Raw genomic sequence first — 12,858 nt, forward strand, 5'->3', positions numbered from 1 at the left:
ATTCACGCCGCGCCCACGACCGCGCCCTAGGCCCCCCGGCCCGGCGCGCGCGCCCAGCCCCGGGGGCAGGCCGTTCTCGCGTAGCGCGGCTCCGCGCCGCTCAGCCCCGCCCGGTACCGAAGGCGTGCCGGGCCAGCGTGCGTACGGCCGCCCCGTGCCCGCGGCGCAGGGCGCCGGGGAGCATGCGCAGGGCGTGCAGGCGGGAGCCGTGGCGCAGCCGGGCCGCGCGGGCGGCCCGGGGCCAGCCGCGGGCCTCCATCCGCTCGGCGACGGCCGAGAAGTAGCGCTCGGACTCCGTGAAGCGGGTGCCGGACAGGGCCTGGACGGAGGACTCGCTGGCCGCGTGCCGGCGGTACTGGAAGACGGTGGTGGTCGCGTCGACGACCATCCGCTCGCCGGCTTCGAGCAGGTCCACGACGAGGGCCAGGTCCAGGAGCACCGAGTAGCCGTCGCGGAAGTTCACCCGGCGCAGGGCCGGTCCGCGCCAGGTGATGGAGGGGAAGTAGAGCCAGTTCCCGCGCAGGACGCTGGCGGCGAGCTCCTCGCCGGACATCAGTGCCCGGCCGCCGAGCCGCGGGGCGAACAGCCACTGCTTGGCCGCGTCGGGCAGGCCCCGCGTGACCCGGCCATCGCCGTCGATCACCTCGACGCCGGGCTGGACCATGCCGATCCCCGGGTGGTCGCGGAGGATCGCGCGGACCGTCTCCAGGTAGTGCGGGTGCAGCAGGTCGTCGCAGCCCATGATGACGACGTGGTCGGCCTCGGAGAGCTCGACGCACTTCTGGAAGTTCTTGGTGATGCCGAGGTTCCGCTCGTTGCGCAGGTACCGCACCCGCGCGTCGCCCAGCCCTTCGAACCAGCCGGGCACCTCCGGCTCCCGGCCGTCGTCGATCACGACGAGCCGGAAGTCCGGGTCGGTCTGGGCCAGGACGCTGCGGACCGCGTCCTGCATCTGCCCCACGTCCCCGTAGTACGGGAGCATGAAGTCGAAGGACCCCACGGGGCGTCAGACCTTCACGGAGTCCGTGCCGGAGGAGGACTCGGCGCCGGTGGCCGCGGGGGCGCCGGCCGCCGCGGGAACGCCGGTGGCCGCGGGGGCGTCGCCGCCCGATCCGAGCCGGACGTCGTTGTGCCGCAGGCCCTCGTTGATGGCGACGGTCCGGGCGAGGTCGGTGATCTTCTTCTCCAGCGAGCGGAAGCGCAGGAAGGTGTTGAGCGTGAGGAAGCCCATCGCGAGGACCATCACGTACAGCACCAGGTCCGTGCCACGGCCGACGCCGAGGTGCTGGGCGACCCAGGTGACGTCGGTCGGGCGGAGCACCGCGTACACGTTGACGACGACGAAGGCCGAGAAGGCTATGCGCTTCCACGCGCGGTTCTGGGCCTGGCTCCAGGTCCGGATGAACATCAGTGCCATGGACACCGAGCCCGCGATCAGCAGCAGCTGAATCCAGAAGTACTTCATCGACGCCCACGCTCCCGCAGTGAAATGTCAAAAACGATGTTGACGCCGTTGATCAGGGACTGACCCTTGGCGCGCGAGTAGTCGGTGTAGAGGATGTCGACGGGTATCTCGGTGACCCGCAGGTCGGAGCCGGCGAGGAATGCGACGAGTTCGGAGGCGTGGGCCATTCCGTTCATCGTGATGTTCAGCCGCTCGGCGGCTTCACGGCCCAGGACGCGCAGACCGTTGTGCGCGTCGGTGAGCTTGAGCTTGCGCGCGGTGGGGCTGACGGCGGCGGCCGTGCGCAGGACGACCTGCTTGATCCACGGCACCTGGCCGTTCTGTTCGATGAACCGGGAGCCGAGCACCACGTCGGCGTCACCGGAGCGCAGGACGGCGACCATCGTCTCGACGTCCTTGGTCTGGTGCTGACCGTCCGCGTCGAACGTCGCGAAGTACCGTGCGCCGGGCTGGGCGAGTGCGTAGGTGAGGCCGGTCTGAAGGGCCGCGCCCTGGCCGAGGTTGACCGGATGCCGCACCAGATGGGCACCGGTGGTCGCGATGTGCTCCGCGGAATCATCCGTGCTGCCGTCATCGACGACGACTATGTTCGGGAAGGTCTTCCGGGCCGCCTCGACCACGCCGGCGATCACTTGACCCTCGTTATAGGCGGGTATGACCAGCCAGACATCGTCGTATTCGGACACGGTAGCTCCAACGGAACGAGGCACGTACGAGTGCTCAGTGATCGGTGTGAGGTCGCCATCCGGCATTGCCGTCTCCGAACTCACTCAGTCCGGGCCGCTCACGTCGGCCGTGTGTCGGGGCCCCAGGCCTTCTAGCATAGCGAGTTCGGGCACCCCGAAGCTGGACCGCAGGCAACGATCACACACACGGCGCGTTGTCCAGTGGGGTCCTCAGAGCGCCCGGCCCTCCCGGGCGGTCCGGGCCAGATCGGCGAAACCGGGCGTGGCCAGGGCGTCGGCCAACTGCTCCCGCCAGCCGCTCATCGGGGCCAGGCCCACCTGGGCCCAGTGGTCGTGGGCGAGGACGCTGAAGGCGGGGCGGACCGCGGGCCGGACGAAGGACTCGGACGTGGTCGGACGGATCCGCTCGGGGTCCAGGCCGGACAGCCGGTAGACCTCGCGCGCGAGCCCGAACCAGGTGGTCGCCCCGCTCGACGTGCCGTGGTAGATGCCCGCGGGGGCCCGGCCGTCCAGGGCCGCGTGACCGAGCGCGACGAGCTGCCGGGCGAGCGCGACGGACCAGGTGGGCTGGCCCTGCTGGTCGTCGACCACGTCCAGGGTGTCGCGCCGGGCGGCCAGCCCGAGCATCGTGGCGACGAAGTTGGGGCCGTGCTCGCCGTACAGCCATGCGGTGCGGACCACGTAGCCGTCCTGCGGCAGGAGTTCGGCCACGGCCCGCTCGCCGATCAGCTTGGAGCGGCCGTACGCGTTCACGGGCCCGGTGGCCGCGTCCTCGGCGTAGGGCTCCGCGGCGTCCCCGGGGAGCACGTAGTCGGTGGAGATCTGCAGCAGGCGCGCGCCGGCCGCGGCGCAGGCCGCGGCGAGGATCCGTACGCCGGTGCCGTTGACGGCGGTGGCGGCCTCCTCGGCCGTCTCGGCGCCGTCCACATCGGTCCAGCCGGCGCAGTTGACGATGATCGCGGCGCCCTCGACTGCGGACCGGACGGCCGCCGGATCGGTGATGTCGAGCTCCGCGCGGCCCAGGCCAACGGATTCGACTCCGTGGCGCCGCAGTTCGGCCAGTACGTCCTGGCCCAGCATCCCGGCCGCGCCCGTGACGAGCCAGCGGCCCTTCCCCCCGTCCCCCCTCACTGCTGCGGTGCCGCCTTCTGCCCGGCCCGCGGGGCCCTTCCGTGGCCGGCTTCCCCTTGGCCGTACCCCGGAATGCCCTTGTCCGATAACCCGTCGTTCCGTCTGGGCCAGAATCCGCCCCTCACCAGGATCCGCATGATCCGAACAGTAGCCGTGTGGTGCGTTCGGCACGGTGGGAATCGAAAACTGTCCCGGCCTCTCGCATAGGGTTGTCACCATGCGTGGAATTCTCTTGGCCGGCGGCACCGGATCCCGACTCTGGCCGCTGACGCGGGCAGTGTCGAAACAGCTGCTGCCCGTCTTCGACAAGCCGATGATCTACTACCCGCTCTCGACTCTGGTCATGGCCGGGATCAGCGAAATCCTCGTCATCACCACCCCGGACGACCGCGACCAGTTCGAGCGTCTGCTCGGCGACGGCTCGCAGTTCGGCATCCGGCTGGAGTACGCCGTCCAGGAACGCCCCGAGGGCATCGCCCAGGCCTTCGTGCTCGGCGCCGACTTCATCGGCGACGACTCCGTCGCGCTGATCCTCGGCGACAACATCTTCCACGGCAGCGGCCTCGGCACGCGCCTGGCGCAGCACACCGGCTCCAAGGGCGGCCGGGTCTTCGCGTACCCGGTGGCGGACCCGTCGGCGTACGGCGTGGTGGAGTTCGACGCGGACGGCCAGGCCATCTCCATCGAGGAGAAGCCGGAGAAGCCCAAGTCCCGTTACGCCGTGCCCGGTCTGTACTTCTACGACAACCGCGTCGTGGAGATAGCCCGGGCCCTGAAGCCCAGCGCCCGCGGCGAGCTGGAGATCACCGCCGTCAACGACGCGTACCTCCAGGCCGGCGAGCTGAACGTCACCATCCTGGACCGCGGTACGGCCTGGCTGGACACCGGCACCTTCGTCTCGATGGTGCAGGCCTCGGAGTTCGTGCGCGTCATCGAGGAACGCCAGGGATTCAAGATCGGCTGCATCGAGGAGGCCGCCTGGCGGGCGGGCCTCATCGACTCCGCGCAGCTGCGCGCACTGGCCGAGCCGCTCACCAAGAGCGGTTACGGCGACTACCTGATCGGTCTGCTCGAAGAGGAAGCCGCACGATGAAGTTCCGTGAACTCTCCATTGAGGGAGTCTTCGAGATCACGCCCCAGCAGCACGGTGACCCGCGCGGCATGTTCATGGAGTGGTACCGCTTCGACCACCTCGCCGAGGTCGTCGGGCACCCCCTGAACCTGGCGCAGGCCAACCTCTCGGTCTCCCAGCGCGGCGTGGTCCGGGGCATCCACTTCGCCGACGTCCCGCGCGGCCAGGCCAAGTACGTCACCTGCGTGCGCGGCGCCGTGCTGGACATCATCGTGGACATCCGGGTCGGCTCCCCGACCTTCGGCCGCTGGGAGGGCGTCCGCCTGGACGACGTGGACCGGCGTGCCGTCTACCTCCCCGAGGGGATGGGCCACGGCTTCTGCGCGCTGACGGACGACGCCACGCTGTCCTACATCTGCTCGGAGACGTACAACCCGACGGCCGAGCACTCGGTGCACCCGCTCGACCCCGACCTGGGCATCGACTGGCCGGCGGACGTCCCGCTGCTGTCCGCCCGCGACGACGCGGCCCCCTCGCTGGCCGACGCCGCCGCGTCGGGGCTGCTGCCGGACTACGCCGCCTGCATCGAGTTCACGGAGTCGCTGCGCGTGAAGTGAGGTGAGGTGACCGCCGCGCACGGAGCCTCGTACGCGGCGGCGCAGGGAAGGAGGGCCGCACCCCCAGGGTGCGGCCCTCTTCGCGTGCCCGCGGCACGCAGGCGCGTACGACGAAGGGCCCCCGACCCGTCGCGTGAACGACGGGGCGGGGGCCCTCCTGTCAAACATGGTGCCCGCGTCGGCGAGCTACCAGGTCAGAACACGAATTACTTCGTGATCTTGGTGACCTGGCCGGCGCCCACGGTACGACCACCCTCACGGATGGCGAACTTGAGGCCCTCCTCCATGGCGACCGGCTGGATCAGCGCGACCGTCATCTCGGTGTTGTCGCCCGGCATGACCATCTCCGTGCCGGCCGGCAGGGTGACAACACCCGTGACGTCGGTGGTACGGAAGTAGAACTGCGGACGGTAGTTGTTGAAGAAGGGGGTGTGACGGCCACCCTCGTCCTTCGACAGGATGTAGGCCTGGGCCTCGAACTCGGTGTGCGGGGTGACCGAACCGGGCTTGATGATGACCTGGCCGCGCTCGACGTCCTCGCGCTTGATGCCACGGAGGAGCAGACCGACGTTCTCGCCCGCCTGGCCCTCGTCGAGCAGCTTGCGGAACATCTCGATACCGGTGACCGTGGTGGTGGTCTTGGTCTCCTTGATACCGATGATGTCGACGGTCTCGTTGACCTTCAGGACACCACGCTCGATACGGCCGGTGACGACGGTACCGCGACCGGTGATCGTGAAGACGTCCTCGACGGGCATGAGGAACGGCAGCTCGGTGTCACGCGGCGGGGTCGGGATGGCCTCGTCGACGGCGGTCATGAGGCCGAGAAGCTTCTCGCCCCACTCCTTGTCGCCCTCGAGCGCCTTGAGCGCCGAGACGCGCACGACCGGAAGGTCGTCGCCCGGGAACTCGTAGTCGGAGAGGAGCTCACGAACCTCGAGCTCGACGAGCTCCAGGATCTCCTCGTCGTCCACCATGTCGGCCTTGTTCAGGGCGACGACGATGTACGGAACGCCGACCTGGCGGGCCAGGAGCACGTGCTCCTTGGTCTGCGGCATCGGGCCGTCGGTGGCGGCGACCACGAGGATCGCGCCGTCCATCTGCGCGGCACCGGTGATCATGTTCTTGATGTAGTCCGCGTGACCCGGGCAGTCGACGTGGGCGTAGTGACGCGCCTCGGTCTGGTACTCGACGTGCGCGATGGAGATGGTGATACCGCGCTGGCGCTCTTCGGGAGCCTTGTCGATCTGGTCGAAGGCCGAGGCCTCGTTCAGGTCCGGGTACGCGTCGTGCAGCACCTTGGTAATGGCGGCCGTGAGGGTCGTCTTACCGTGGTCAATGTGACCGATGGTGCCGATGTTGACGTGCGGCTTAGTCCGCTCGAACTTCGCCTTCGCCACGGGGTCCTCCTGGAGAGTGGTTCTGTACGCCTTGCTCATCGGCGCCAGGTGATCTTTGCTGGATAGCCGGTACCCCGGGGCAACGGGAGGGTTACTCCTGTTGCCCCAGAGGCTCCGGTGACAAGCCTAAAGCGTGTACTCGGAAGAGTTACTCGCCCTTGGCCTTCGCGATGATCTCCTCGGCGACGTTCCGGGGAACCTCGGCGTAGGAGTCGAACTGCATCGAGTAGCTGGCGCGACCCGAGGTCTTGCTGCGGAGGTCTCCGACGTAGCCGAACATCTCCGAGAGGGGCACGAGGCCCTTCACGAGGCGCGCACCGTGACGCTCCTCCATGGCCTGGATCTGGCCACGGCGGGAGTTGATGTCACCGATGACGTCACCCATGGACTCCTCCGGCGTGGTGACCTCGACGGCCATCATCGGCTCGAGGAGCACGGGAGAAGCCTTGCGCGCGGCCTCCTTGAAGGCCTGCGAACCGGCGATCTTGAAGGCGAGCTCGGAGGAGTCGACCTCGTGGTAGCCACCGTCGAGAAGGATGACGCGGACGCCAGTCATCTCGTAGCCGGCGAGGATGCCGAACTTCATGGCTTCCTGCGCACCCGCGTCGACCGAGGGGATGTACTCCCTCGGGATGCGGCCACCGGTGACCTTGTTCACGAACTCGTACGCCGGACCGTCGGCCTCGAGGATCGGCTCGATCGCGATCTGCACCTTGGCGAACTGACCGGTACCACCGGTCTGCTTCTTGTGGGTGTAGTCGTGACGCTCCACCGTCTGGCGGATCGTCTCGCGGTAAGCGACCTGCGGCTTGCCGACGTTGGCCTCGACCTTGAACTCGCGCTTCATACGGTCGACCAGCACCTCGAGGTGCAGCTCGCCCATACCACCGAGGATGGTCTGGCCGGTCTCTTCGTCCGAGTGAACGTGGAAGGAGGGGTCCTCCTCCGCGAGAGACTGGATGGCGACACCCAGCTTCTCCTGGTCACCCTTGGACTTGGGCTCGATGGCGACCTGAATGACCGGGGCCGGGAAGTCCATGGACTCCAGGATGACCGGGTTCTTGTCGTCACACAGCGTCTCACCGGTGGTGGTCTGCTTCAGGCCCATGACGGCGACGATGTCACCGGCGCCCACCGCTTCGATCTCTTCACGCTTGTTCGCGTGCATGCGGTAGATCTTGCCGATGCGCTCCTTCTTGCCCTTGACGGAGTTCAGCACCGCGGTGCCGGCCTCCAGGCGGCCCGAGTAAACCCGGACGAAGGTGAGCTTGCCGAGGTGCGGGTCGCGCATGATCTTGAACGCGAGCGCCGCGAGGGGCTCGTCGTCCGAGGGCTTGCGCTTCACGACGACCTCGGCGTCCTTGACGTCGTGGCCTTCGATGGCCTCGACGTCCAGGGGCGACGGGAGGTAGCGGACGACGGCGTCGAGCAGGGGCTGAACGCCCTTGTTCTTGAACGCCGTGCCACAGAACACCGCGGTGACGGTGGCGCCACCCTCACCCTTGGAGCTGATGATGATGCGACGCACAGCGGCGTGCAGCTGCTCGACGGTGGGCTCGACGCCCTCGAGGAACAGCTCCATGATCTGGTCGTCGTTCTCGGCGACCGTCTCGACCAGCTTGGCGTGCCACTCTTCAGCGGCTTCCTTGTGGGTGTCCGGGATGTCGACGATGTCGTACATCTCGCCCTTGGTCGCCTCGGCGGACCAGACGAACGCCTTCATGGTGACCAGGTCGACAACGCCCTGGAAGTCCATCTCGGCGCCGATGGGGAGCTGCATGACGATCGGAACCGCACCGAGGCGGTCCTTGATCATGTCGACACAGCGGTGGAACTCGGCGCCGGTGCGGTCCAGCTTGTTGACGAAGCAGATGCGCGGCACGCCGTAGCGGTCCGCCTGACGCCAGACGGTCTCGGACTGCGGCTCGACGCCGGCCACACCGTCGAAGACGGTGACGGCGCCGTCGAGGACGCGGAGCGAACGCTCCACCTCGACGGTGAAGTCGACGTGACCCGGGGTGTCGATGATGTTGATGGTGTGGTCAACATCTTCGAGCGGCCAGTGGCAGGTGGTAGCGGCAGACGTGATGGTGATACCACGCTCCTGCTCCTGCTCCATCCAGTCCATCGTGGCAGCGCCGTCGTGGACCTCACCGATCTTGTAAGACACACCGGTGTAGAACAGGATGCGCTCGGTGGTGGTCGTCTTGCCCGCGTCGATGTGGGCCATGATGCCGATGTTGCGCACCTTGGCCAGGTCAAGCGAAGTGGTAGCCATATCGGCTCAGTCTTCTCTCGGTCTCGATGTGGGTTCGGACTACCAGCGGTAGTGCGCGAAGGCCTTGTTGGACTCGGCCATCTTGTGCGTGTCCTCACGCTTCTTGACGGCAGCGCCAAGACCGTTCGACGCGTCGAGCAGCTCGTTCATGAGGCGCTCGGTCATCGTCTTCTCGCGGCGGGCGCGGGAGTAACCCACGAGCCAGCGCAGCGCGAGGGTCGACTGACGGCCCGGCTTGACCTCGATCGGCACCTGGTAGGTGGCGCCACCGACGCGGCGGGACTTGACCTCGAGCGACGGCTTGACGTTCTCCAGCGCGCGCTTCAGCGTGATGACCGGGTCGTTGCCGGTCTTCTCGCGGAGGCCTTCCATGGCGCCGTAAACGATGCGCTCGGCGGTGGAGCGCTTGCCGTTCAGGAGGATCTTGTTGATGAGCGACGTCACCAGAGGAGATGCGTAGACCGGGTCGATGATGACCGGGCGCTTCGGGGCGGGGCCCTTACGAGGCATTTTTTACTTCTCCTTCTTGGCGCCGTAGCGGCTGCGGGCCTGCTTGCGGTTCTTGACAGCCTGGGTGTCAAGCGCACCGCGGATGATCTTGTAACGAACACCCGGCAGGTCCTTCACACGGCCACCACGCACGAGCACGATCGAGTGCTCCTGCAGGTTGTGTCCCTCACCCGGAATGTAAGCGGTGACCTCGATGCCAGAGGTCAGACGCACACGCGCGACCTTACGCAGCGCCGAGTTCGGCTTCTTCGGGGTGGTCGTGAACACTCGCGTGCAGACGCCGCGACGCTGGGGCGAAGCCTCAAGCGCGGGGGTCTTTGTCTTCTCGACCTTGTCCTGCCGGCCCTTACGGACCAGCTGCTGGATCGTAGGCACTACTTCTCCGGTTTCTGTGTGCCGTGTAGTGAAGCTAACCTGGAACATTTGCCGACCCACGCGGTCGGGTGTGTCGGATCCGGCGGACCTCCACGCAAGCGTGGAAACGCATGAATCGCGGCGGCTTGTACGGCTCAGGTGCGGTTGATGGACACGCACAGGAGCCCAGGCACACCCCAGGCACAAGGTCTGAGCGTACCCATCGCATCCACTCCGGTCAAAACAAAAGCCCCTGACCCGGAAGCCCGAAGGGCCTCCGGCCCAGTCGCCACAAGGCCGAGGCCGGGATGCAGTCCCTTCGATGTGCGCCCGTGGTGCGCATGTGCTAAGCGGAGCCCCCTCTCCCCCGTCGCCCGGGGCGGGCCGCGCCTCCCGGAACGGTGCGGCGGGCCGCGCCACTCCGGACGCCCCGGCGAGTCCGGCGACTCCGGCAGCTCCGGCCGGCAACCGCGCCCCCGCGCTCCACCGAAAGGAGGAACCCCCCTCCCCGGAGCCGGCGGGCGCACCCTGCGCACACCCGTCCGGACCCGGCCCCGTACCCGGAGGACGGGTGCGCGCGACGGGCCCCGCTCCCCCGGGGCCGCTCCGCACCGCCGCCGAAACCGGAGCGGCCGCGCGACACCATGGGGCCGGGTCCGCCCGGGGCGCCCGGTCCATCCGGGGCGACGGCGGACCGGCGGGCCCGGGAGGAACCGGCGCGACACCGCACCGCCGCACCGCCTTCCGGAGCCGCCCCGAACCTAAACTGACGAGTCCGACAAAACAGCCATATGCACCACTAATCGGACAGCAGACCAGCAGGGAGCACACCCTTGGGGATCTTGGCCATCGAGCCCTCGACGCAGAGCAGTCCACCTCCCGGCCAGGACCGGCCCGCAGTGCGCCGCCCCACCCGCTCCTACGGTCCGCTCCTCGCGTTCCTCATGGCCTCGGGCGCCTTCTGCGCGTCCTGGGCGGCCCGGGGCACCTTCCCCTTCGGCACCACCGGCCGGGCCATCAACGACCAGGCCAACCAGTACGTTCCGTTCCACCGGGCCCTGTGGGACCTGGTCCACGGCCAGTCCGCCGGCGACCTCCTGTTCACCTGGCGCGGCGGCTTCGGCCAGCAGTTCCTGTCCGACTACGCCACCTACCTCGGCAACCCCTTCTCCTGGCTGGCCGTCCTGGTCCCCCGGGCCCACGTGGACCTCGCCGTCTTCGCCGTCACCCCGGTCACGATGGGCACCGCCGCCGCCCTGATGACCGTCTACCTCGGCAAGCTGCAGCCCGGCCCGGGGTGGCAGCGGGGCGTGCTCGGAGCCGTCTACGGGCTCTGCGGCTGGGCCCTCAGCGACGCCTCGTACATCCCCATGTGGATGTGGGGCCTGGTCGCGCTCCCGCTCCTGGGCATCGCCGCCGAGTGGTGCCTGGAGGGGCGCCGCTGGCCGGGGGCGGCGCTGCTGGTCGCCCTCGCCTGGTCCGGGAACTTCTACACCGCGATGATGGCGACGATCGGCGCCTGCGTGCTGCTCGGCGTCCGCCTGATCCTCCTCGGCCCGGCCCGCTCCCAGCCGCTGCGCGCCGTGGCCCGGGCCGGGACCGCCGCCGCGACGGGCATCCTGCTCACGCTCCCCCTCCTGCTGCCCTCGTTCCTCTCCAGCGGAGCCTCCCAGCCCACCCGGGCGGCCGCCTTCGATCCCGTCCGGATCGAGGTGTTCCTGACCGGCATGCTCCCCGCCACCCACCTGTGGGGCGGCCGCCCCAGGCTGTACGTGGCCTCGCTCGGCCTGATCCTGGCCGGCTCCTTCCTCCTCAACACGGCCGTCGCCCGCAGGACCCGCCTGGTGTGGGCGGGGGCGGCCCTGCTCGTCGCCCTCTCCTTCCAGTTCCCGCCCACCCAGTACGTGTGGCACGGGCTGGCGGTCCCGAACGGCAATCCGTACCGCGAGACCTTCGTGTTCAGCGGCATCGTCGTGATCACCGCCTGGCTCTCGCTGGCCAACCGGCCGCGCCCGGCGCACCTGGCGAGTGCCGCCGCCCTGCTGGTCACCGCGGCCTACGTGCTCCGCCACACCAATGACTTCGGCGGCGCCACCTGGGCGGCCGTCCTGGGCGGCGGCGCGGTGTCCCTCCTCGCCCTGCTCCTGCTGGCCCACGGCGGGAAGCACCGGCTGCTGATCCCCCTGGCCGCGGTCCTCATGACCGGGGCCGTCTTCGCCGAATCCACCGCCGCCGCGGCCGGCGCGGACGCCCGGCGCGCCCGCGAACGCTGGGCGAAGCCGATCGCCACCTCCGGCAGGTCGATCACGAACCACTTCGAGGCCGTCCGCTCGGTCGAGGGCTGGCCCGCCTACCGGACCGACTCCGGCGCCCCGCAGACCTCGTACAACGACACCCTCGCGCTCCGGGCCGAGGGCCCGCAGTACTACAGCAGCTACCTCCCCGAGAGCACGTACAAGGCCCTCGAACCCCTCGGCTACGGCTACACCAACGACGGCCGCACCTTCTTCGGCGCCGACAACCCTGTCCTGGACGCGATCTTCTCGATCGGCGCCCGCGCCGAACCCGGCCCGGAGAAGGACAGCTGGACGGCCCGTACCTTCCCCACCCCGCCCCTGGTCACCGTCCGCAGCGCCCCGTACGCCTCCCCCAATCCCCCGGCCAGCGTCTACGCCCACCAGGAGCGGGTCCTCGGCGCCACCGTCTACCGGGTCCCGCCCGTCACCCGGGGCGGCAGCGCCGCGAAGCAGCGCTACACCGCCGCGTGCGCGCCCGGCTCCGAGGCCTTCTGGTACTCCCCCCGGCTGTACGGCACCGTCGCCTTCGCAGGCGCCGAGAAGCCCCTGGGGGACCGCACGGCCGGAGTCCTGCGCCTCGGTGAGGTCCCCGCCTCCGGCCGGGTCGACGTGACCGTACGGACCCGTACCCGGGGCGGCACCGCGGGCGCGCACCCCGTCGGCTGCCTGGACCGGGCCGCGCTCGCCACGACGGTCGGCCGCCTCACGGCCACGGGCGCCACCCGCGTCACCGCGGGCGGCCACAGCATCGAGGCCACCCTCCCGCAGGGGGCCTCCGGCACCGCCGTGTTCGCCATGACGGCCGTCCCCGGCTGGCGGTGCTCGGCCCCGGTGAAGAGCTTCCACGGCCTGGTCGCCCTGGACATCCCCCGGAACACGCACACCCTCTCCTGCATCTTCACCCCCAGGGGCCTCACCCCGGGCCTGGCCGGCGCCACCCTGGCCCTCCTGGCCCTGACGCGGACCCGGATCGGCGCGATGGCCGCCATCACCCTGCTGTGCGGGGCCGCGACCGCCGCCTGCGGGCCGATCGTCTTCGTCGGCCTGA

The 12,858-nt window shown here is 69.5% G+C and carries 10 protein-coding genes and 2 pseudogenes; 4 read left to right on the plus strand and 8 right to left on the minus strand.

Annotation, left to right across the window (positions count from 1 at the left end):
- Positions 1-100: 100 nt before the first annotated feature.
- The 4 genes from ACWCP2_RS37370 to rfbD all read right to left on the minus strand — a co-directional run bounded on the left by ACWCP2_RS37370 (position 101) and on the right by rfbD (position 3,282).
- Positions 101-1,000: a glycosyltransferase family 2 protein gene (locus ACWCP2_RS37370; RefSeq protein WP_450912993.1), complete on the minus strand. Its 900-nt coding sequence runs from the start codon at positions 998-1,000 to the stop codon at positions 101-103.
- Between the two features lie 6 nt (positions 1,001-1,006).
- Entirely contained in the window at positions 1,007-1,465 is a 459-nt protein-coding gene (locus ACWCP2_RS37375; RefSeq protein WP_450912994.1) for a DUF2304 family protein, read from the minus strand.
- Positions 1,462-2,151, minus strand: a complete 690-nt coding sequence (locus ACWCP2_RS37380; RefSeq protein WP_450912995.1) for a glycosyltransferase family 2 protein — start codon at positions 2,149-2,151, stop codon at positions 1,462-1,464. The genes ACWCP2_RS37375 and ACWCP2_RS37380 overlap by 4 nt, the downstream gene beginning before the upstream one ends.
- Positions 2,152-2,361: 210 nt before the next feature.
- Positions 2,362-3,282, minus strand: coding sequence for a dTDP-4-dehydrorhamnose reductase (rfbD, locus tag ACWCP2_RS37385; RefSeq protein ID WP_450912996.1), 921 nt, complete (start codon positions 3,280-3,282; stop codon positions 2,362-2,364).
- A gap of 217 nt (positions 3,283-3,499) precedes the next feature.
- On the opposite strand from rfbD, the gene rfbA reads away from it, so the two are divergent.
- Positions 3,500-4,375 carry a glucose-1-phosphate thymidylyltransferase RfbA gene (gene rfbA, locus ACWCP2_RS37390; protein ID WP_450912997.1) on the plus strand — a complete coding sequence of 292 codons (876 nt, stop codon included), beginning with the start codon at positions 3,500-3,502 and terminating at the stop codon, positions 4,373-4,375.
- Positions 4,372-4,971 (plus strand): dTDP-4-dehydrorhamnose 3,5-epimerase, encoded by a 600-nt coding sequence (gene rfbC / locus ACWCP2_RS37395; RefSeq protein WP_266880608.1) that lies wholly within the window; start codon positions 4,372-4,374, stop codon positions 4,969-4,971. The genes rfbA and rfbC overlap by 4 nt, the downstream gene beginning before the upstream one ends.
- Before the next feature lie 206 nt (positions 4,972-5,177).
- On the opposite strand, the gene tuf is transcribed toward rfbC, so the two are convergent.
- The 4 genes from tuf to rpsL form a co-directional block, all read right to left on the minus strand.
- Entirely contained in the window at positions 5,178-6,371 is a 1,194-nt protein-coding gene (tuf, locus tag ACWCP2_RS37400) for an elongation factor Tu (protein ID WP_407837694.1), read from the minus strand.
- A 148-nt stretch (positions 6,372-6,519) separates the two neighbouring features.
- Positions 6,520-8,649: an elongation factor G gene (gene fusA / locus ACWCP2_RS37405; RefSeq protein WP_450912998.1), complete on the minus strand. Its 2,130-nt coding sequence runs from the start codon at positions 8,647-8,649 to the stop codon at positions 6,520-6,522.
- Between the two features lie 39 nt (positions 8,650-8,688).
- On the minus strand, positions 8,689-9,159 hold the full coding sequence (rpsG, locus tag ACWCP2_RS37410; protein ID WP_215023410.1) for a 30S ribosomal protein S7: 471 nt from the start codon (positions 9,157-9,159) through the stop codon (positions 8,689-8,691).
- A 3-nt stretch (positions 9,160-9,162) separates the two neighbouring features.
- Positions 9,163-9,534 (minus strand): 30S ribosomal protein S12, encoded by a 372-nt coding sequence (gene rpsL, locus ACWCP2_RS37415; RefSeq protein WP_007265893.1) that lies wholly within the window; start codon positions 9,532-9,534, stop codon positions 9,163-9,165.
- Positions 9,535-10,457: 923 nt separating this feature from the next.
- On the opposite strand from rpsL, the pseudogene ACWCP2_RS37420 reads away from it, so the two are divergent.
- Positions 10,458-12,002 (plus strand): annotated as a pseudogene (locus ACWCP2_RS37420) (YfhO family protein); the annotation flags it as partial.
- Between the two features lie 762 nt (positions 12,003-12,764).
- A pseudogene (locus tag ACWCP2_RS37425) lies at positions 12,765-12,858 on the plus strand (iron ABC transporter permease); the annotation flags it as partial.

It is taken from the genome of Streptomyces sp. NPDC002104, from assembly GCF_053593795.1.

Coding starts and splice junctions, on each gene's coding strand:
- ACWCP2_RS37375 (WP_450912994.1), bottom strand. CDS start 1,465: ATGAAGTACTTCTGGATTCAGCTGCTGCTGATCGCGGGCTCGGTGTCC.
- rfbA (WP_450912997.1), top strand. CDS start 3,500: ATGCGTGGAATTCTCTTGGCCGGCGGCACCGGATCCCGACTCTGGCCG.
- rfbC (WP_266880608.1), top strand. CDS start 4,372: ATGAAGTTCCGTGAACTCTCCATTGAGGGAGTCTTCGAGATCACGCCC.
- fusA (WP_450912998.1), bottom strand. CDS start 8,649: ATGGCTACCACTTCGCTTGACCTGGCCAAGGTGCGCAACATCGGCATC.
- rpsG (WP_215023410.1), bottom strand. CDS start 9,159: ATGCCTCGTAAGGGCCCCGCCCCGAAGCGCCCGGTCATCATCGACCCG.